General features: G+C 70.8%; 16 protein-coding genes and 1 pseudogene. 10 read left to right on the forward strand and 7 right to left on the reverse strand.

Going from position 1 to position 20,930, the window contains the following annotated elements:
• Positions 1–91 precede the first annotated feature (91 nt).
• From CG740_RS38800 to dmpI, 4 genes are all read right to left on the reverse strand, one after another.
• Positions 92–1,699, reverse strand: coding sequence for an AMP-binding protein (locus CG740_RS38800; RefSeq protein WP_100580035.1), 1,608 nt, complete (start codon positions 1,697–1,699; stop codon positions 92–94).
• A gap of 97 nt (positions 1,700–1,796) precedes the next feature.
• Positions 1,797–2,990: an MFS transporter gene (locus CG740_RS38805; protein WP_234376759.1), complete on the reverse strand. Its 1,194-nt coding sequence runs from the start codon at positions 2,988–2,990 to the stop codon at positions 1,797–1,799.
• Positions 2,991–3,158: 168 nt separating this feature from the next.
• Complete coding sequence (locus tag CG740_RS38810) at positions 3,159–4,700, reverse strand: AMP-binding protein (protein WP_100580037.1); 1,542 nt, start codon at positions 4,698–4,700, stop codon at positions 3,159–3,161.
• A gap of 473 nt (positions 4,701–5,173) precedes the next feature.
• Positions 5,174–5,356 (reverse strand): 4-oxalocrotonate tautomerase DmpI, encoded by a 183-nt coding sequence (dmpI, locus tag CG740_RS38815; RefSeq protein ID WP_053725815.1) that lies wholly within the window; start codon positions 5,354–5,356, stop codon positions 5,174–5,176.
• Between the two features lie 498 nt (positions 5,357–5,854).
• Between dmpI and CG740_RS38820 the strand changes: the two genes are divergently transcribed.
• Both CG740_RS38820 and CG740_RS38825 read left to right on the forward strand, forming a co-directional pair.
• A complete protein-coding gene (locus tag CG740_RS38820) occupies positions 5,855–6,514 on the forward strand; it encodes a LysE family translocator (protein ID WP_100580038.1) in 660 nt (219 codons plus the stop codon).
• A gap of 460 nt (positions 6,515–6,974) precedes the next feature.
• The gene (locus CG740_RS38825) at positions 6,975–7,325 is read left to right on the forward strand and encodes an SAV_915 family protein (RefSeq protein ID WP_199846717.1); all 351 of its coding nucleotides are present in this window, start codon (positions 6,975–6,977) and stop codon (positions 7,323–7,325) included.
• Between the two features lie 123 nt (positions 7,326–7,448).
• On the opposite strand, the gene CG740_RS38830 is transcribed toward CG740_RS38825, so the two are convergent.
• Positions 7,449–8,627 (reverse strand): winged helix DNA-binding domain-containing protein, encoded by a 1,179-nt coding sequence (locus CG740_RS38830; protein WP_100580039.1) that lies wholly within the window; start codon positions 8,625–8,627, stop codon positions 7,449–7,451.
• Between CG740_RS38830 and CG740_RS42065 the strand changes: the two are divergent.
• The 6 genes and pseudogenes from CG740_RS42065 to CG740_RS38850 all read left to right on the forward strand — a co-directional run.
• Positions 8,563–8,802 (forward strand): annotated as a pseudogene (locus CG740_RS42065) (hypothetical protein); the annotation flags it as partial. The gene CG740_RS38830 and the pseudogene CG740_RS42065 overlap by 65 nt on opposite strands.
• A gap of 244 nt (positions 8,803–9,046) precedes the next feature.
• Positions 9,047–10,246: a magnesium and cobalt transport protein CorA gene (locus tag CG740_RS38835; protein WP_100580040.1), complete on the forward strand. Its 1,200-nt coding sequence runs from the start codon at positions 9,047–9,049 to the stop codon at positions 10,244–10,246.
• A gap of 334 nt (positions 10,247–10,580) precedes the next feature.
• Positions 10,581–10,997, forward strand: a complete 417-nt coding sequence (locus CG740_RS38840) for a hypothetical protein (RefSeq protein WP_234376760.1) — start codon at positions 10,581–10,583, stop codon at positions 10,995–10,997.
• Between the two features lie 560 nt (positions 10,998–11,557).
• Complete coding sequence (locus tag CG740_RS38845; protein WP_100580042.1) at positions 11,558–12,400, forward strand: uracil-DNA glycosylase; 843 nt, start codon at positions 11,558–11,560, stop codon at positions 12,398–12,400.
• A gap of 189 nt (positions 12,401–12,589) precedes the next feature.
• Positions 12,590–12,718, forward strand: coding sequence for a hypothetical protein (locus CG740_RS41705; RefSeq protein ID WP_267895449.1), 129 nt, complete (start codon positions 12,590–12,592; stop codon positions 12,716–12,718).
• Positions 12,715–13,905 carry a cytochrome P450 family protein gene (locus CG740_RS38850; RefSeq protein ID WP_100580043.1) on the forward strand — a complete coding sequence of 397 codons (1,191 nt, stop codon included), beginning with the start codon at positions 12,715–12,717 and terminating at the stop codon, positions 13,903–13,905. The genes CG740_RS41705 and CG740_RS38850 overlap by 4 nt, the downstream gene beginning before the upstream one ends.
• Before the next feature lie 224 nt (positions 13,906–14,129).
• Here the strand turns inward: CG740_RS38850 and CG740_RS38855 are convergent, their stop codons facing one another.
• Positions 14,130–14,810: a DUF4232 domain-containing protein gene (locus CG740_RS38855; RefSeq protein ID WP_100580044.1), complete on the reverse strand. Its 681-nt coding sequence runs from the start codon at positions 14,808–14,810 to the stop codon at positions 14,130–14,132.
• Positions 14,811–15,355: 545 nt separating this feature from the next.
• On the opposite strand from CG740_RS38855, the gene CG740_RS38860 reads away from it, so the two are divergent.
• Together CG740_RS38860 and CG740_RS38865 are read left to right on the forward strand one after the other, a co-directional pair.
• The gene (locus CG740_RS38860; protein ID WP_234376761.1) at positions 15,356–16,429 is read left to right on the forward strand and encodes a hypothetical protein; all 1,074 of its coding nucleotides are present in this window, start codon (positions 15,356–15,358) and stop codon (positions 16,427–16,429) included.
• Between the two features lie 23 nt (positions 16,430–16,452).
• Positions 16,453–17,985 carry an amino acid permease gene (locus CG740_RS38865; protein WP_100580045.1) on the forward strand — a complete coding sequence of 511 codons (1,533 nt, stop codon included), beginning with the start codon at positions 16,453–16,455 and terminating at the stop codon, positions 17,983–17,985.
• Positions 17,986–18,882: 897 nt separating this feature from the next.
• Here the strand turns inward: CG740_RS38865 and CG740_RS38875 are convergent.
• Entirely contained in the window at positions 18,883–20,778 is a 1,896-nt protein-coding gene (locus CG740_RS38875; protein ID WP_159030560.1) for a PucR family transcriptional regulator, read from the reverse strand.
• Between the last annotated feature and the right edge of the window lie 152 nt (positions 20,779–20,930).

Consider the following 20,930-nt stretch of genomic DNA (forward strand, 5'->3'; position numbering starts at 1 on the left):
CATGGTCACCCTCGCCTGCCTGCGGCTCTGGCTCCCATGACTTTCCGGACACCCCCTAGGGCCGGTCCGGCGGATCTCGTCCGGGACGCGCTCAGGCCCCGTAGCCCTCCCGCAGCTCCACCTTGCGGACCTTGCCGCTGACCGTCATGGGGAAGGCGTCGAGGATCCGCAGATGGCGGGGGATCTTGTAGTGCGCGAGCCGCTCGCGGCAGTACGCGCCCAGCTCGTCCAGGGTGGGCGGATCCGCCGGGTCCCGGGGGATGACACAGGCCAGGATCTCCTCGCCGTACCGCTCGTCCGGGACGCCCACCACCTGCACGTCGGCGATCTTGGGGTGCCGGTACAGGAACTCCTCGATCTCCCGCGGGTACACGTTCTCGCCACCACGGATGATCATGTCCTTGATGCGGCCGACGATCTCGACATAGCCGTCCTCGCGCATCACCGCGAGGTCGCCCGTGTGCATCCAGCGTCCCGCGTCGATCGTCTCGGCGGTCCGCTCCGGCTCGTCCCAGTAGCCCAGCATCACGCTGTAGCCGCGGGTGCACAGCTCGCCCGCCTCGCCGCGCGGCACGGTGACCCCGTCCGCGGGGTCGACGATCTTCACCTCGACATGCGGCATCACCCGGCCGACCGTGCCGGTGCGCCGCTCCAGGTCGTCGTCGGTACGTGTCTGGGTGGAGACGGGGGACGTCTCGGTCATGCCGTAGCAGATGGACACCTCGGCCATGTGCATCTCGGCGACCACCCGCTTCATCACCTCCGCCGGGCACGGCGAGCCCGCCATGATGCCCGTGCGCAGCGAGGTGAGGTCGTACGAGGCGAAGCCGGGCAGGTTCAGCTCGGCGATGAACATCGTCGGCACCCCGTACAGCGAGGTGCAGCGCTCCTCCTGCACGGCCCGCAGGGTCGCCGCCGGGTCGAAGGACGGTGCCGGGATCACGATGCAGGCGCCGTGCGAAGTGGCCGCGAGATTGCCCATCACCATGCCGAAGCAGTGGTAGAACGGGACCGGTACGCAGATCCGGTCCGCCTCGGTGTAGGCGAGCAACTCCCCCACGAAATAACCGTTGTTGAGAATGTTGTGATGAGAGAGCGTGGCTCCCTTCGGGAAGCCCGTGGTGCCCGAGGTGTACTGGATGTTGACCGCGTCGTCGCAGGACAACTCGGCCTGGCGGCTTGCGAGTTCGGCGCGCGAAGGAGCCGCCCCCTCCTCCATCAGCCGGTCCCACCCCGGGTCCCCGAAGTAGACCACGCGGCGCAACTGGGCACACTGGGGCCGCACTTGCTCGACCATGGCCCGGTAGTCACTCGTCTTGTGTGCCAGCGAGGCGAACAGCACCGACACACCGGCCTGCCGCAGCACGTACTCCAACTCGTGCACGCGGTAGGCCGGGTTGATGTTGACCATCACCGCGCCGATCCGCGCGGTCGCGTACTGGACCAGGACCCACTCGGGGCAGTTCACCGCCCAGATGCCGACACGGTCCCCCTTGGCGACCCCCGCGGCGAGCAGGGCACACGCCAACTGGTCCACATCCGCGCCGAATTGGCCGTACGTCCAGCGCCGCCCCGACCCGACGTCGACCAGCGCCTCGCGCTCCCCGTACGCCTGGACCGCCCGGTCCAGATTGCCGCCGATCGTGTCGCCGAGCAGGGCGGTGCCGCTCACCCCGTGGGCGTACGAGTCCGTCACCATCGCAGCGCGCCTCACTTCCTCAACCGTGGCCCCCAGCATGCCCCGACCGCCCCTGACCTGCCTAGCGTTGCGCGCGGGGAAGATCGAATCGGTTCGTTCACGCGGCACCCCCGCGCCGGGCGGGAAAGCCGTGGGCCCGGGCCGCCAGGACCACGAGCAGGACGGGTACGAGCAGGACCAGGACGCTCCAGGGGAACGAGGCCGGGCCGAGGAGGCCGAGGAGGAGACCGCCGACGACGCCGCCGCCGGCCATCGCCACGTTCCAGAGCGTGACCAGCATGGCTTGAGCGCCGTCCGCGTGCTCGCCGCCCGCGTCGCCCACCGCGGTCTGCAACAGCGTCGGAGCACCGCCCCAGCCGAGCCCCCACAGGGCGACGGCGACGTACACCGCGACGGGGCTGCCGGAGAGCACGGCGAGGGCGGCGGCCGCGACGGCGACGAGCAGGGTGCTCGCGAGGGTCAGGGTCCGCAGCCGTCGCCCGATCTGTGCACCGACCATCCAGATGCTCAGCAGCGAGGCCGCGCCGAACACCAGGAGTACGAGGTCGGTGGAACCGGCCATGCCGAGATGGTCGAGGAAGGTCGCGATGAACGTGTAGAGGAGGGTGTGGGCCAGCACGAAGACCAGCGTGACGAACAGGACGGGCGCAACCCCGGGCACCTTCAGGGCCGCGGCCATCGGCGCCCGGCCGCCGCGCTCCTGGCCGGTCCGGTCCGGCACGACCGCGGCGATCCAGCCCAGCAGGGCGACGGTCAGGCCGGTCATCGCGAGGAAGGCCACCTGCCAGGTGGCGACCTTGCCCAGGAAGGTTCCGGCCGGCACGCCGAGCGACAGGGCGACGGGCACACCGGCCATGGCGATGGCGATCGCCCTGCCCTGGAGGTGCCCGGGGGCCAGCCGGCGCGCGTATCCGGCCAGGAGGGCCCAGGCGAGCCCCGCGGCGACACCGGCGAGGAACCGGGCGGCCATCGTCAGGGGATAACTCCCCGAGAGCGCGGTCACGGTGTTCGCCACGGCGAACCCCGCCATCGACACCAGGAGCAGCCGCTTGCGCCGCCAGGCCGCGGTCGCGGCGGTGAGCGGGATCGCGGTCAGCGCCGTGCCGACGGCGTAGACCGTGACCGTCTGTCCGGTCGCGGACTCGCCGACCCGCAGGTCCGCGCTCATGGCGGGCAGCAGTCCTGCGGGCAGGGTCTCGGTCAGGCTGGTGACGAAGACGGCCGTGGCCAGCGCGAGGAGGGCGGGCAGGGGCAGTCTCCGGCCGTCGGCACCGCCACTGCCCGCGGTCACCCCCTGATCTCCAACCAGGCTTCCCGAAGGCCGAGTTGACGCCTCGGCAACAGACTTCTTGATGAGGGACATGGACGCATGCTCGAACCCTCACATCAGTGTGAAGGTCAAAGGGAGCGGGCGTGACCTCGGTCACTCACCCGCTCCCCCACACGGCTCCCCCGTACGTCAGTTGACCCCGCGGTCGAGGCCGGCCCAGTACGGCTCACGGAGCTTGAACTTCTGGATCTTTCCGGTGGCGGTACGCGGAATGGCCTCGCGGAACTCGACCGAGGTCGGCGCCTTGTACCGGGCCAAGTGCTCCTTGCAGTAAGCGATGAGCTCGGCCTCGGTGACGTCCGCGCCCTCCGTCAGGACCACGAGCGCCTTGATCGTCTCGCCCCACTTGTCGTGCGGCACCCCGATGACGGCGACCTCGGCTACCGCCGGGTGGCTGAAGATCGTGTCCTCCACCTCGATCGAGGAGACGTTCTCGCCGCCCGTGATGATGACGTCCTTCTTGCGGTCGGAGATCGTCAGGGTGCCGTCGTCCTCGTCGATCGTGCCGCCGTCACCGGTATGGAACCAGCCGTCCGCGAGGGCCGCCTCGGTCTCCTCGGGCTTCTCCCAGTATCCGTCGAGCACCACATTGGAGCGGGCGAGCACCTCCCCGGAGTCCGACACCATCAGCCGCACCCCGAGCGCCGGCACACCGGCCCTGGACAGTCTGCGCGCCCGCTCCTCGGCGGGGAGCCCGGCGTCGGCGGCCCGGGTCCGGTTCACGGTGAGCAGCGGGGAGGTCTCGGTCAGACCGTAGATCTGGGTGAACTCCCAGCCCAGTTCCTCGTCCAGGCGCTGGATCGTCCGGCTCGGCGGCGGTGCCCCGGCGCAGACGACGCGGACCCGGTCGCGGCCCGGGATCTCGCCGCGCCACGACGCCGCCGCGTCCAGGACCATGTTCCACACCGCGGGCGCTCCGCACATCAGGGTGACTCCGTGCTCCTCGACCCGCCGCAGGATCTCGGTGCCGTCGACCTTGCGCAGCACGACCTGCTTCACGCCGAGGCCGGCCATCACATAGGGCATGCCCCAGCCGTTGCAGTGGAACATCGGCAGGGTGTGCAGATAGACATCGCCCTCCCAGGCCCGGGTGTGAAGGCCGAACGTCAGGCCGTTGACCCAGATGTTGCGGTGCGTCAGCTGAACTCCCTTGGGGCGGGCGGTGGTTCCGGAGGTGTAGTTGATGGTGGCCGTGGCGTCCTCGTCCGGGTTCGACCAGGCGCGCGGCTCCACGCCGAACCGCATCAGGGCGGAGTCGGTCTCCTCCCCCAGCACGAACCGGTGGCGTGCCTTCACGGCGGACAGCGCCACGTCGAGCTCCGGGTCGACGAGCAGGACCGAGGCCCCGCTCTGGCGCACCACGTACTCGATCTCCTCGGGCTTGAGGCGGAAGTTGACCGGCACACAGATCCGGCCGCTCATCGGCACCGCGAACAGCAGCTCCAGCATGCGCGCCGAGTTGTGGCTGACCACCGCCACGCGTTCGCCCTCGCCGACGCCCAGCGCGTCGAACCCCGCCTGCCAGGCGCGCACCCGCTCGGCCAGTCGCCCATAGGTCAGGCCGGGCACCGGCGGGCCCGGCTGATCGGGCTCGTCGACGACACCGGTGCCGGCGGAGAACCCCAGCTCGGCCCGGTCGAGGAAATCCGAGACCGTCATCGGAATCCGCATCGCTCTTCACTCCTGGGTCGCAAGATCGGCATCACCTGTGAGGTGGGACCTGTCAGGTGGGGATTCTGGTACCTACCGACGCTCGCAGCGCCCGAAACCCCGAATCCACCTGCGGTGACCGCTCCCCGACCCCTCGCTGCCGGGGCCGGCGGGTGTCGCGCGGCCCGCGCCCGCGCCCCCAACCGGCCGGCCAACGCCCGGGCTCCGGCCGCCGGGTGGGGCGGCGGCCCCTCTGTGGAGTGGCCACGATGGGCGACGCCACCGGACCCAGGTGCCCGGTGGTGCAGCGCGTTTCCGGCCGCCCGGGTCCGGTGACGCCGATCGGGACGGGCGGTGCCCGGCCCGGCACGGCCTCTTCCAGGACCTGGAGGATGCCGGGCCGAGTGGATCGCGCCGGGCCGTCCGACCCCCGTACGGACAGCCCGCCTCGGCCCACTCGGCCCGGCGGTGGTTGAACCCCCCGCCGCGCAGCGCTACTTGTCGGCCGTGAGCGTGCCGGCCGCACCCCAGCTGTCCGTGGGAACCTCGTGGATCCACACCTGGACGGTCTCGGCCGGGATCCTGTACGCGTCGACGAAGGCATCCGTGACCCGCTTGACCAGCTCGCGCTTGAGCTCGACGTCACGGGGACCCTGCTGAATGGTGACGATGGGCATGGCCAACTCCTCTGTCGGCGGCGGCTTCCCGGCCTTCCCGGGTCGCTCACCGGCCTGACCTCAGTCCATCGGATCCGCATCGTCCGACCAAGGGGCAGACGGCGACCGCAGCGATCAACGTTCGTGATCGTCGCTGGTCAGGGCGGGTACGCCGCCGGGAGTGGGCTGCCACTCCCGACGTGCCGGCCCGACCCGGGCGCGCTTCCCTCGGCCTCGCTGGCCATGGCTTGTAGCTGAGCTGCCGCGGTTCCATGCGCGGACTGCATCCAGAGGCCTTCGGGGGCCGGGACGACCTGGGACGGCCCCGGGCACACCCGACCTGGAGCGGGTATGCCCGTGCCCCCGGCCCGGAACGGGGGCACGGGCACACATGACCCGGAACGGGGGCACGGGCACACATGGCGCGGAGCGCGTATGAGCACACCCGGCCCGGGGGTATGGGCGCACCCGGCCCGGGGGTATGGGCGCACCGCACACGGGTGCTGTCTAATGACGGCCATGGTTTCGATCGACCGCTGTCTCGCCTTCGCGGCCATGTCCCTCGTAGTGATCGTGATCCCGGGCCCCAGCGTCCTGTTCGTGATCGGCCGCGCCCTCGCGCACGGCCGCCGCACCGCCCTCGCGACGGTCTTCGGCAACGTACTCGGCTCGTACGTTCTGGTGTGCGCGGTGGCGCTGGGCATCGGCGCGCTGGTGGAGCGTTCCGCTTCGGTGTTCCTGGCCGTGAAGGTGGCGGGCGCCGCCTATCTCGTGCTGCTCGGGGTGCAGGCGTACCGGCACCGCAAAGAGATGCGGCTGGGAGTGGCGGCCATCGGGGAGGCCGCGGCCTCGGTCCGGCCGGCCCGCGGCGATCTGCGGACCGTCGCGGACGGCGTCCTGGTGGGCGTCACCAACCCCAAGGGCATCGTGTTCTTCGCGGCCGTGCTGCCGCAGTTCGTGGACCACACGGCCGGGCATCTGTCGTCCCAGATGCTGCTGCTCGGCCTGATCCCGATCACCATCGGCCTGATCACGGACACCCTGTGGGGCCTGGGTGCGGCAGCCGCGCGCGGCTGGTTCGCCGGTTCCGAGCGGCGCCTTTCACTGATCGGCGGCGCGGGTGGCTTCGCGATGATCGGGCTCGGCGTGACGGTCGCGGCCACGGGGCGGGCAGACTGAGCGGCCGTGCAGACGTCCGGCCATGAGGCGGACGGCCGCGGCGGGCGGCCGTGGAACCGGTGAGCTGCGGAGCCGGTGAGCCGTCTGGCAACGGCGGGTTACATCGGCCGAGGGCCCGAGTGGCTCTACGCCCGCGTACGTACGGCACCGGCACGGGCGGCGCGAGTCGCACACGACGGCAGGCGTACGGCACCGGGGACATACCGCGTGATCCCAGGGTGGTGGGCGTACGGCGACCGCCCCGGGCCGCCACCCGGTGGGATGAAATCGCCGGTCCGGGCCACCGCCGGCCGCTCGGCCGACCCGCCCGTGCCGACCTGCGACAGGAGCGCGTCAAAATCGGCGGCAGTGGGGTCAATGCCCCGTCATGACGGGAGACCGGCACGACGGCGGGGGCATAACTTCGGGCGTACGGGCGTATGACGCTTACGGCATCCGCACTTCCGCACCGGAGGACACCATGGACAGCCTCACCATCGAGGACGCCGACCCCGAAGAACTCCGCCCGGCAGGGCCGCTCTACGTGCCGGTTCGGCTCGGCTCTGCCGGAGGGCACCAACTCCGCTTCCTGCGCGACGAGTTCGGCACTCGCACCGCCGTCGGATTCACCAGCCCGGACCGACTGCACGCCGTCCTCGGCCGCGACCAGCAGTGGATCCGGCTCGCCGAACCCGCCCTGAGAGCGCTCTCGGCCCCGCTGGGCGTCGACCGGGTGACCGTCGATCCGCTACTCGCCCCACCCGTCCCCCGCAGGCGCCACGCCCAGACCCCGCCGCTGTGCGCCCGCCGGGACCACGCGCTGAGCCACTAGCTCCGCCGGGCGGCCACTGATTCCGACGGGCTGCCCCCACCCACTGTCGGCCCGTCGCCGTCCCCGTCCCCGTCCCCGGCAGACCGGGCCGCGGACACCGGGCTGTGGGGCCGTCGGGCTGCCCTAACCTTGGGCCGCGAAGTCCCCGAACCGTACGTCGTACGAGGTGGCCGAGGTCATGCCGGCGAGCAGCCGCGCACCCTCCTCGGCCACTGCCGCACGCACGCCTTTCCCCAGCGGGCGGAACGCCTGCACGGTAAGCAGCGCACCCGCACCGCTATCCCCGCCCCGGCCACTGCTCCCACGCTCGCCGCGTTCACGTTCGCGCTCGTCGATCCGCCAGATCCCGGCGAGGAAGCCGTCGACGAGAAGGGTGCAGTGGGCCTGGTTGCCGGTCCAACTGCGCCCTTTGTACTCGGCGGGAATCACGCGGGTGCGGTCGGCATGCGCGAGCAGCAGATTGTCGAATTCGGGCAGGAAGCGGGGCGGGGCCGGAGCGTCCTCGTCGGGCCGGGCGGCGTCCGGCAGGTCGAAGAGCTCGACCCCGCTCTCGTCCCGGAACACCGCGAGCCCGGGCCGGAGCCGCTCGAAGACGGACCCGAGCCGGGTGAGCCCTGCCCAGGTCTGCATGTCCTTGACCGAGGCGGGCCCGAAGGCGCCGAGATAGCGCAGCACCGTCTCGTCAGCCTCCGGTACCGGCCCGGGCGCACGGCCGAGCCAGTGCTCGACGGTGGTGAGCGAGACCTGCCCGCTGCGTCCCCACATCCCGCGCGGGGTCACCTGGACCAGCGGAAGGACGCAGCGGGCGGCGACCGAGAGCGCGAACGGGTCGGCGTGCGGCCACTCCTTCAGGAGCGCATCGCGCAGCTCCTTCATGGTGTGCGGCCGCTCCTCCACGAGCGCGCGGACGATGGCGCCGAGCCGGTCCGTGTCCACCCCCACCAGGCCCTTGCGGAAGGCGTTCAGCTCCCGGTCCCGGGCGGCCTGGACCAGCGGGCGCAGGGTGAGCGCGTCGTCGGCTGTGTGGGTGTGCAGGGTGGACCGCAGCGTGACGATCCGCACCACATCGCGTGCCGCCATCAGCTCTGAGAGCGCTTCCGGACGGAACCCGGCGAGCCGCGACCAGAGGGCGAAGTAGGGCGGCTTCACGTTCTGCGCCTGGAGCCCGAGGAGGTGGCCGACGGCGTCCTTGGCCGAGAGCGTGTCACTGCGCCGCAGCAAGAGCTGGCGGTCGAGGGTGGCGCGGTTGAGCGCGCGGCGCGAGAGCGGGGGCGCGGAGCTGGTACCGGTCTTCGAGGCCATACGGGCACGGTACCGACGATCGCGGCCAGTTCCTGTCCGCAATGGGCAGCGGAGAGCGCTCTCAGCGGTATGGGGCGAGGGGGCGTGCGCGAGGGGCACGTACGGGAGGAGCGCGTACCTGCGGGGCGCACACCTCCGGAGGGCGGAGCTACGGAGGGCGGAGCTACGGAGGGCGGAGCTGCGGAGCAGCCATGAGACGCGGGCAGGAGCTGCGGGCGGGAGCAGCGAACGGGAGCGGCACCTCGGGCTAGCGGGCGGGAGCAGCACCTCGGGCTGGTGCGATTTGAGCCGTATATCCTGCTCCGAGAGCATTCCGAAGGTATCCCGATTCCCTTCCGATTCCCTTCCCGGGGATTCTGAGGGGTACAGACCGAGGTTCGACAGCCCTGGGGGCTGGCCGCAGAGCGGGAGGCGAGAACGTGCCCGACCGAAGGGACCGCCCCGCGCGGCCGCCGAAGAAGCACGCGTGGCGCAGGCAGCCGGGTGTCGCCGACGCCCAGGCAAGCACCGAGCCCGCGCCACGCGCCGAGGGCAGCGCGACGCCGGCCGACGGCGGCGTACCCGCCGCGAGCGATAAGAGCGGCAAGAGCGGCAAGAGCGGCAGCATCGTGCAGTCGGCCCTGTACCGCGACGGGCGCCACATCGCCTCCCACGACACCCTCGCCGAGACGTTCCGCCGTCTGCGCGAGACGCCCGAGGGCATGGCGTGGATCGGCCTGCAACGCCCCTCGGAGTCCGAACTCCTCTCCCTGGCAGCCGAGTTCGACCTCCACGAGCTGGCGGTGGAGGACGCGCTCGAAGCACATCAGCGCCCAAAACTGGAGCGCTACGGCGACACCCTCTTCGTCGTGCTGCGCGCGGCCCGCTACCTCGACGCCCCGGAGGAGGTGGACTTCGGCGAGCTCCACGTCTTCGTGGGCCGGGACTTCGTCATCACCGTCCGCCATGGCGCCGCCCCCGACCTCTCGGCCGTCCGACGCCGTATGGAGGAGGACCCCGACCTGCTGGCCCTGGGGCCGGAGGCGGTCCTGTACGCCATCCTGGACGCGGTGGTGGACGGGTACGCCCCGGTCGTGGCCGGAGTGCAGAACGACATCGACGAGATCGAGACGGAAGTCTTCCGCGGCGACCCCGAGGTCTCACGCCGCATCTACGAACTCTCCCGGGAAATGGTCGAGTTCCAGCGCGCCACCCGCCCCCTGGTCGGCATGCTGCACGCCCTGATGGCGGGCTTCGCGAAGTACGGCACGGACGAGGAACTCCAGCGCTACCTCCGCGACGTCGCGGACCACGTCACCCACATCAGCGAACGAGTGGACGGCTTCCGCCAGGCCCTGACGGACATCCTCACGGTCAACGCGACCCTGGTGACCCAGCAACAGAACGCGGAAATGCGGGCGTTGGCAGAAGCGGGCTTCGAACAGAACGAGGAGATCAAGAAGATCTCGTCGTGGGCGGCGATCCTGTTCGCACCCACACTCGTGGGAACCATCTACGGCATGAACTTCGAGAACATGCCCGAGCTGGGCTGGGGCTTCGGGTATCCATTCGCGATCCTGCTGATGGCGGTGGTGTGCGTCAGCCTGTACTTCATCTTCAAGCGGCGGCGGTGGTTGTAGATGGCAGCGCGTACACGTTAGTCAACTTCGCATACACAAACGCCAATGAAGGTGTGTTCAGGCCCCCTGGGGAGAGTCTGGGGAGAATGCGCTGCGCTGGGGAGCGAGGCGGCGGCAGGTGGTCCGGGGTGCGACACCCCGCAGCCTGGCTTGCACTGTCCAGCTCTCCCTTCGCGCGCCGTCACTGACGGTGTTGACTGGGGCCCGGAGGCAACCACTCACAACACTCACAAGGGGGATCTCATTGGAACCGAGAAGTGCCGCGGCAGCGGGTAAGGACTTCCCTTACACCGCACGTACGACGTGCTACATCGAGGTGCACGAGGACGGGTCGGTGACGCACGGGAACGACCGCACCGCCTACGAGCGAGCCGTCACCGGCAAGTCCCGCTTGTTCGCAGTCTGGCCCGGCGAATGGTCGAGCCACTTGTTCGCGATCGACGATCTGGACGAGTACGCCAAGGCACACGGAATCAAGCACGACGAGGAGCGCACCGGCCTCAAGGAGCACGTCCACGACGTGCAGTGGGAGAAGAGTTCCTACGGGAACGACAACCCCCGGAGTCCATACGTCAGCATCAGCGTCTCGCTGACATGCGGCTGCACGATCCACGACCTGGACTCCTTCGCCGCGCAGATGAGTGACCAGCGGGGATGGGCCGTGGCCACGAGCGGCGGCTGGGGCAGCAGCAGCGGGCCCGAGGGAACGACGTACTCGCTGCGCGTTCGCCGCAAGAGCCTCACCGGCTGAGGCAGGCGGAGCACCACCGATCTGCCACAACGAAATGGGTGACACAGCATCAGCATCTGCTGTGCCAGCCGTTGGTCACGCCGCGACGACGACGTCAGGAACGTAATCAGGTACTCGGCCGTCAGGTACTCGGCCGAGCAGTACATCGACCGCCATGCGCCCCTTGCCACATGCCATCCAATGGTGGCTACATGCCTCCCGCAGAGCAGGTCGGATGAGGCTCCATTCACCATGAAACTCACCCTCGACGACGGCTGGACTGCCACGGTGACGGCGCCGGGCGACCCCTTGCGCGTCACCCCGCGTTTCGATTTTCGGGACTTCTGCATACGCGTCGCACCGTACGCAGACGTGAACGAGCGCGGTCGGTTCCTCCTGGATACATTCGGCAGCGGGCCATGGCTGTGGGACGCACCTGACGAGCTCCGGTTCGATCCGGCCGGCCGGGAACTGGTCGGGGCCGAACTCCAGTTGCCCTCTGCGTTGGCCGACTTCGCGCGTGCGGGTGCCCGGCCGGGCCGTTGCGGGGCCCTCGGCAGGGGCGCCGGTAGCGTGGCCCCATGGACGAGGTCGGCGTCAACGGTTCGCATCCCTCCGCCGGCGACCGCGCCTTCCCCGCGTTCCACGCGGCGCGCTGCGGGGGGCTCGGTGAACTGGAGGGGCGGTTGACCGAGTGCAGGGCCTGCCCTCGACTGGTCGCCTGGCGCGAGGAGGTCGCCGCGACGAAGCGGGCGGCCTTCCGGGACTGGGAGTACTGGGGCAGGCCGGTGCCGGGGTTCGGTCCGCACGACGCCCCACTGGCGGTGGTCGGGCTCGCGCCGGCCGCTCACGGCGGCAACCGGACGGGCCGTATGTTCACCGGCGACGCATCGGGGGACTTCCTCTTCTCGGCCCTGCACGCCGTCGGCCTCGCCTCCCGTCCCACCGCCACCACGGCCGACGACGGCCTCGAACTGTACGGGGTGCGGGTGACCTCCCCCGTCCACTGCGCGCCTCCCGCGAACAAGCCGACACCCGTCGAGCGGGACACGTGCCGACCGTGGTTGACCACCGAGATCACACTGCTCGACCCTCGCGCCATTGTCGTTCTGGGGGCCTTCGGCTGGCAGGCGCTCCTGCCGGTCCTCGCCGACGCCGGATGGCAACTGCCGCGCCCGCGACCGCGGTTCACGCATGGCGCCGTGGTGACGCTCCAGCGCGCGGAGCCGGCGGAAGCGGTACGCAGCAAGGACGACGGCGCCAGGGCCACGACACGTGAACTCCATCTGATCGGCTGCTACCACCCCAGTCAGCGCAACACCTTCACCGGACGCCTTACCTCCCCCATGCTCATCGCACTCCTTCAACAGGCCGCCGATTACGCCGGGTTGAGGACGCGTGACGTCAAGGGGATTGACGGTTGACAGCGAGGTGAGTTCGGCGCAGTCGTGAGCCAGCCTTCGCGGCACCACACCGCACCACACTGCACCACACCGCACCGCACCACTCCGCATCCACGGCGTCCGGAGCGTGATCGGCGCCGAGTGCCGGGTCTTCGGCCAAGCTCAACCCCGTCCAGCCCGGCCCCGAGACGGAGTCGCGATCATGTCAGCATGGGGCGCACACACCGGGCCACCGGGGAGCGCCGACACGCCCGTCCCCAGCACCCGCCGCCCAGCGACCAGCACCCCGCACCCCGCACCCCGCACCCCGCACCCCAAATCGTGGAGATGGTCCAGTGACCGCACCGAGGCAGGACCCGCTGCGCGACCCGCGCTTCTTCACCGACCCCTACCCCACCTACGACCGACTGCGCGAAGGCTGCCCCGTCCAGCGGATCCCCACCGGCTCCGGCGGGCAGCAGGCGTATCTGATCACCGGTCACCCCGAGGCACGTGAGGCGTTCACCGACCCGCGCCTGTCCAAGGACACCGCCCGCTTCTTCGCCGACCGGCCCTCCGACCGGGACCTGCACCCGGCGATCTCCCGCAACATGCTGGCGAGCGACCCTCCCGCACACACCCGCCACCGGCGGGTGGCGACGCCGCTGTTCACCGCCGGACGCGTCCGGGCACTGCGCCCCTACATCACCCGGGTCGTCGACGGCCTCATGACCACGTGGCGGCCGGGTACGGAGGTCGACCTGGTGGCGCAGCTGGCGGTGCCCCTGCCGGTCACCGTCGTGTGCGAACTGCTTGGCGTTCCGGAGTCCGACCGCGGCACGCTCGCCGGCTGGTCCCACGACCTCTTCGACGCGACCGACACCGAACGCGTCGACGCCGCTTCGCACCGGATCGGCGACCATCTGGCCCACCTCGTCGATACGGCCCGCGCCACCCCCGGCGACGGCCCGCTCCACTCACTTCTGCGCGACTGCCACGCGGGCGGGCTCGGCCGGGACGAGATCGTCTCCCTCGCGGCCCTGCTCCTGGTCGCCGGGCACGAGACCACCACCCACTTCATCGGCAACGCCGTCCTGGCCCTGCTCCGGCACCCGGAGGCGTTCGACCGGCTCCGCCGGGACCCGGACCTGATCCCCGGCGCCCTGGACGAACTGCTCCGCTTCGACTCCCCGGTGAGCGTGGCCACGTTCCGTCACAGCACGGAGAACCTGCGCGTCGGCGGCGTCGACATCCCGGCCGGATCCCGGGTGTCCATCGCGCCCGGGGCCGCGAACCGCGACCCGGCGGCGTTCCCCGACCCGGGCCGTCTGGACCTCGACCGCGACGCGGGCGGTCACCTCGCCTTCGGCCACGGCATCCACCGCTGCCCGGGTGCTCCGTTGGCCCGGGCGGAGGCGGAGATCGCCCTGCGCGCCCTGGTGACCCGGTTCCCCCGCATACGCCTGGCCGTTCCCGAGGAGTCCCTGGCCTGGCGCAGAACCCGTCTCACCCGCGGCCTGACCGCGCTGCCCCTCGTCCTCGCCTGACCGGCCTCCGCCGGCCGTTACCGCCCACCGGCCCACCGGCCCACCGGGCCCCGCGCCCCGTGCCCCGCGGCCCGCGGCCCGCGGCCCCGTGCCCCAAGCGTGACCGTCGTGGCCCCCCGAGCCCGAGTCGTCACCGTCGCGGGCCACCCGGACCCGGCGGCCGCGCCCCGCGGGGTGACGGCACGCACGACGGGACCCTGCAACGGACACCACCACCGCTACTACTACTCGGCGTTGTGGGTGGGATAGACCTGCACGTCGGTGTAGGCGCCCTTGATGGCGCCCGCGCCCGAGGGCCAGTTCAGCGTCACGGTGTGGGTCTCGTTCGGAGGCGTCACCAGGATGTTGGTCGGGTGCGCGAGGCTCTTGCCGCTGTTGTCGATGACGTAGGAGAGATTGAAGATCGCGGCGGCGCCGGGCTTCAGGGTGGTTATGCGGGGCTCGGCGTGGCCGCGCTCGACGGGGTTCGAGGTGTGGTCGGCGTCCTTGATGTCCACGCCCGCGAAGCCGCTCGCCGAGCAGGTGGTCGATCCCCGGTTCATCATGACGATGTCAATCGTGCCGGTGGACTTGTCGGGGGCGGCGTTCCGGGCGTCGATGGCCAGGTCCTGTGTCTTGCAGAACGCGATCTTGCCGCTGCCGGACGCCCCGCCGTTGCCGCTCCCGGAGGAGGCCTTGGAGCCGCCGCCGGTCGACGTCGAGCCGCCGTTCGAGCCGGTGGAGCCCGTGCTGCCCTGCGAGGACGAGGCACCGCCCGAGGACGAACCCGAGGACGAACCGGACGCGGTCGACGGGGCCTTGGTGGCCGGGTCCTGCGCCGAGCCGTCGTCGCCGTTGCACGCGGTGAGCGAGAGGGTGGCGGCGACACCGATGGCGGCGAGAGCGGTGATGCGGGTGTACTTCATGGGGTTCCCCCAGCGGTAGCGGTGTCTGCGGTCGAATGCATTTGTATCCCGCATCGAGTTACAGGAAGTCCCCCGCCACGTCTTCGTTCTGTCACAGGCACCAGCACCTCACTCGCGGTCAAGTCCCTTGCGCAATGGGTGACTTGAGCGGAGTCGGCGCGCCACATCCCGCCCGGGACGCGGGGCCTGTGGACACGCTGTCCAGTTCTCGCCTCGGCCTCCCGCCCGGACCGTGCGCTCATTAGTGTCGAGTTCCGTCGATGACGGATCGCACCGGCCTCCCCGGGGCTCGGACATGCGCTCCGCATTCCGCCGTCCCATTGCGATGACCCGCACGCCTTCCGCCGATTTTCGAAGCCCATCGATTCAGCCGGGTGACCGAAATTCCTCATCCGGCCATTTGCCCGCTCACCTCACCCAAGGAATCCCATGACTGGCGTGACGCCGGTGCCGTATGGTCCCCGCACTCCTCGACCCGCTTCCCGCTCCGCCGCAACCACATGGTCAACCACCTTTTGGACGTCGCTCGTTGAGGCGCGCGTGTCGTGGACTCGGCGCGGCTGGACCGCGTGATGGGGCGCGACTCCGGGAATCTGCGCGAGTTCACGCCGATCTACCATCCCGCCGGATTCGACTCGGAGTTGCGCAGCGCCCTGGAGGACGTACAGGCGAGGCGCTGGCGGGCGACGAGGGAGCTGCTCGCCCACACCGGTGACGACTGGGCGGTGCGGACATCGCGCACGCAGGTCCTGGCCGCCGCGGCCGCCCGCTCCGATGTCATGGAGGCGTGGCTCGCCGAGGAGCCGCACAGTGCGGACGCCCTGGTGATGCAGGCCCGGGTCTCGGTGGAGCGGAGCCTCCAGGCTCATCGCGGCAACCGTGCGGGAGCGGCGGAATTGGCCCAACAGGCCCAGCAGGACTGCGATGTGGCCATCAAGGGATCGTCTCCCACCGACCCGGTTCCCTGGGTCGCCCTCCTGGCGCTCGCCCAGGTGGACGTCCATCTCGCATACCCGTGGAACTGGCGCGCTCCGTGGGAACCGATGCTGCCGGCGGGTCCCTGGGGTCTGCTGCGCGCGGTGCACGAGCGGGACTGGGGCAACCGCGAGGCCTACCACCGGATGCAGCAGTTCCTCTATGCCTGTCCCCACACCACCAACGCGGACGCCCTGGGGTTCGCCCAGTGGGTCACCTCCTGGGCGCCGGAGGACTCCCCGCTCCGCCTCCTACCGCTGTACGCGTGGGTGGAGAACTACCGCCGGCACCGCGAGGACGGCACCGCGGATCCCTTGTCGCACGGCCAATGGGCCAGGGAACCGGTGATCTGGGACGTCCAACGCGCCTTCCAGGGCTGGCCCCACACCGGAACGATCGCCTCGGTCGGTGATCTCAACTACCTGGCGCACGCGCTGTGGGCGGGCCGTCAGTACACGGAGGCGGCGCAGGTGTTCCGTGCGCTCGGCCAGTACGCGACCCGGTTGCCCTGGGCATTCGTCACCGAGGATCCCACCAACGCGGGGCTCGCGGTCCGCGCGTTCGTACGGGCGCGCTCCGAATGCCTCAGCCCCGCCCGCTCACGCACGGCCGGCGGCGCCGCCCGCCGGGCCCGTCCCGCCTGACTCCCCGACTCTCCTCAGGAGGAATGTCCGTGTCCTTTGCCAACCGACCGTTACGAGGACCGCAGCGCGACGACGACCGGCTGCGCGACCTCGGGTACAAACCGGTCCTGACCCGCCGGATGAGCGGTTTCGGGAACGCCGCGATCTCCTTCTCCGTCATCTCCGTCCTGTCCGGCTGCATGACCATGTACGGATTCGGCCTGGCGACCGGCGGCCCCTCGGTGATGCTGTGGGGCTGGGTGATCGTCGGGTTCATGGTGCTGTTCGTCGGTGCCGGTCTCGCCGAGGTCACCAGCTCCTACCCGACCTCCGGCGCCCTGTACTTCATGGCGGACAAGCTCGGCGGCAAGAAGGCCGGCTGGTACACCGGCTGGCTCAACCTGCTGGGGCTGCTCGGTGCCATCGCGGGCATCGACTACGGTGCCGCGGCCTTCACCGGGGCGTTCTTGAACCTGCAGTTCGGGTTCACACCCACCCCGCAGAAGACCATCGCCATCTTCCTCGTGATCCTGGCCCTGCACGCCGTCCTGAACCTGTTCGGCGTCCGTCTGGTCTCCGTACTGAACTCGGTCTCGGTGTGGTGGCACCTCGCGGGGGTGGCCGTCATCGTCACCGCCCTGAGCATCGTGCCCTCCCACCACCAGTCCGCCCATTTCGTGTTCACGACGTTCGTCAACGACACCGGCTGGTCCGCCGACTGGTACGTGGTGCTGATCGGGCTGCTGCTCGCGCAGTACACGTTCAGCGGTTACGACGCCTCCGCCCATCTGTCGGAGGAGACCACCAACGCCTCCGTATCGGCGCCGCGCGGCATCATGCGCGCCATCACCTGGTCATGGGCGGCGGGCTTCGTCCTGCTGGTCGGCCTGACCTTCGCGATCCGCGACTACGCGGGCGTGCAGGGCACCTCGACGGGGGTGCCGCCGGCCCAGATCTTCCTCGACGCCCTGGGTCCGGGGGGCGCCGAGGCACTGCTCCTGGTCGTGATCGTCGCCCAGCTCTTCTGCGGCAACGCCGAGGTCGCCGCCTGCTCGCGGATGGTGTTCGCGTTCTCCCGCGACGGCGCGCTGCCCGGATCGCATCTGTGGCGCAAGGTCGACCCGGGCACCGGCACCCCGCGGGCCGCGGTGTGGCTGTCGGTCACGGTCGCCGCCCTGCTCGCGCTGCCGTCGCTCTACAGCCCCACCGCGTACAACGCGGTCGTCGCGATCAACGTCATCGGGATCACACCCGCCTACGCGATCCCCATCTACCTGCGCATCCGCAACCGCGGGCACTTCTCCCCCGGCCCCTGGAACCTGGGCCGCTGGGGTGTCCCGATCGGTGTGGTGGCGGTGACCTGGGTCGCCTTCGTGACGATCCTGTTCTGCCTGCCCCAGACCCGGCCCGACACGGGCGCATGGGTCTCCGTGGACACCTTCAACTACGCCCCGATCGCCTTGGTCGCGGTGCTCGCCCTGGCCACCGTGTGGTGGCGGATGGCCGGGCGTGACTACGAGGTGCCGGCCGTGGCCGCCGACACGGAGATGGCCAAGATCCAGGACGGGGTCGTCTGATGCCCGCCCCGCCCCTGGGCCCGCTCGGCCCGACCGCTCGGCGTCCACCGCCCGGCGCCCCCTGCCGGGGGCCTGCCCCGGGTGGACCGGGACAAGCCGGGACCGCGCCCACTCGACCGAGCTGACGCGCAGTCATAACTGTTCACGAGGCGGCCGATTGGCTTCGGCGTATCAGCTCCGCACCGCCCTGGAACCTGGTACTGACATCCAGGTGCTCCAGCAGATCCGCGACACGGCGGCTGTAGGTGCGCGGCGAGATGCCGAGCCTTCGGCTGGCCGTCTCGTCCGTCTGCCCGGACAACAGGGCGTCGACGATGGGCAGCAAATGGGTCGGCAGGTCCGGCGGAGCGCAGTGCGCGCCGCACCGCCGGGCCGGATCCGCGGCGGTTGCCGGTAATTCCGGGGCCGCCGGTCCTTGATACCGCTCCCCTGAGCGTGGAACCCCGGGCCGGCGGCTCATGCCCGTACCGGCGCTCATACCCGCACCCCCACCCGCGCCCGCGCTCGTTCCCGCGCCCGTGCCCAGAAAGGTGATCCTGACGAGATCCGATGAGCCGTCGCGACGGCTCCCGGTTGATACGCATGGCGTTTTCCCCCGAAAATCTCCCATGAATGCTCCCCTCCTACGATGGTGGCGAATGTATGTGGACGAACCCATGGGGGCGAACAACACCGCACAGGGGTTGAATCCCCTTACAGACGCGCGGAGTTGACGGCGTTCGATGTTCGATCCTCCTTGAACGCTAGGCCGCTGCGGGGCGCATTGGGCATTACATGGGTGCACAGTCCGGCAGGAGGGCGAGGTGAATCCTGCACAGCCGCTCGATCTTTGTTCCGGCTGGTGAAACAGCGGGCGCGGACCCACACCGACGCCTCCGCCGACAAGCGACGCCTCCGCTAACACAAGGGCGGAAGTTCCGGAGTTCCGGTGGCGATGGCCATGGCGAGGACGACGGCGTGTGCGCCCGCCAGGCCCCGGGTGAGATCGCGCTGGACCAGCGTCTCGGCCCGACGGAGGCGTTTGCGTACGGTCATCGGGGCGACGCCGAGAACGGTTGCCGTGTCGTCGACGTTGAGGTTGCACTCCACCCAGGCGCGAACCGTGTCCGCCAGCCCGCGCGGGTCGTCCTGGAGGGGCTTGAGCAGGCTCCGGGCCCAGGCGTGGGCGGCCGGGCAGCGCAGGATCTCGGCGAGCGAGTCCCCGGGGAGCGGCGGCACGGGCGCGGGGCTCCAGGAGTGGAGCAGGGACAGGGCCAGCTGGAGAACCGCCCTGACCCGCACGTCCTTGAGGTCGAGGGGCTCCGGGCCGCGACCGAGGATCTCGGCGACGCGTGCGGTGCGCGCCGCCACGGTATTGCGGTGGGCGCCCAGGATGCGGGCGGCCTCGGTGTGGGAGAACTCCAGGGTCATACGGACCGTGGTGATCAGCTCGTCCCTGGTGGCGTACGGGATGTCGAGGAGCGCCCCCAGAACCCGCTCCGCCCAGCGGTGCGCGCCGCCGCCCAGCAGGGGCGCCAGCTGCGGCGAACCGTCGAACATGCCGACCCGTTCGAAGCCGTGCCGTACGGCGGTCAGCGCGTTCGACGCCTCGCCATAGCCTTCCGCCACCTCCGCGAGCGGATGCGGACGGCTGCCGCCCATGGCGAGGTCCGGCAGCGCCGCCACCCGGTCCCGCAGGATCTGCGCCACGCTGTCGGGCGCCTGCTCCGGGTCGTGCAGGGGATCGACGACGATGATGTCGTCGTCGCGCGCCGGACACCGCACCAGCAGGGCCCGCTCCTCCAGGTCCGCCTCCAGCTGGTCCGCGGTCCGGTCGCGGTCCGGCGGGGGGCCCGAAATGACGTAGACGCGGGCCTTCTCGGTCTGCAACATGCCGGGAGCCAGACCTTCCAACACCCGCTGCGCCAGAGCGACTTGACCTCCCATCAGCATATGGAACACGCCCAGTCTCACCTCGCGGGCGCTGTCGCTGATCCGCTGCGCCTGCTGTGCGTCGGGGACCAGGGCCAGCAGTTTGGCGGTGTGCTCCACCAACGTCTTCGACTCCTCGTCGAACGACGTACCGGCCACCACCACCAGCGCCCCGGCGGAGGCATCCCGCCCGACCGGGACCCGCATCACGTGGAGGCCGTTGCGCAGGTGCGCTCCGCGGGCCGTGTCCGCGCTTCGCGCGGCCTCCCGGGCCGTGTACCGGTAGGCGCTCGGCACCTCGCCCGGACTCTCGGACCACCTGCCCCGGCCCCCCGCCACGGCCCCCGCCTCCACGAACAGGACATACGCGCCGAGGGGGTTGGCCAGACCGGCCACCAGACGGCACTGGACACCCGGCTGCCCGAGGCGCCCCGGAAGCTGGCCGAGGAAGCCGGAAATGCGGTCCACCCGCCGCTTCGCCTGCCTCTGCCAGCTGCGGGCCAGGTCCCGGTCCACGACGGGCCACTCGGCGGATTCGGCACCGGTCACCAGCAGGGGCAGCGCGAGGCGCCGCGCCGCCTGCCGGACGGCGACCGGTACGTCGGACGCCGAGTCGTCCTGGACCACCACGGCAAGACCTGCCGCCCGCTGCTCCTTCAGGCCGCGCAGCAGCCGGTCGGCGCGCGCCATCGGCAGCGCACGCATCGGCTCCACCGGGGTGATCACCAGGCAGTCGGCGAGGTCCGTCCCGCCGCCGGCGGGAAGCACGGCGGTGAAGTGCACGCCCACGACACCGCGGTCGCCGTGGGCCAGTCGGTTCGCCGGATCGGCGAACTCCATTGCAAGGTGGGGCAGTTCCACCAAATAGCGCAGCGTTGACATTTCCGTTCCCCCGTCCGTCCCAACCCCCGGCCGCGCTCTCGCATCGGCAAAAGCCGCACAGGGCGTTACGGATACCCCATATGCCGGGCTCGGCCATTCTCGGGCGGTCCGGGAACATCGGGCAGGGCTGACGCAGGCATGTACAGACTCCA

It is taken from the genome of Streptomyces sp. CB01201, from assembly GCF_002803085.1.
In the GTDB taxonomy this organism is placed as follows: Bacteria; Actinomycetota; Actinomycetes; order Streptomycetales; family Streptomycetaceae; genus Streptomyces; species Streptomyces hundungensis.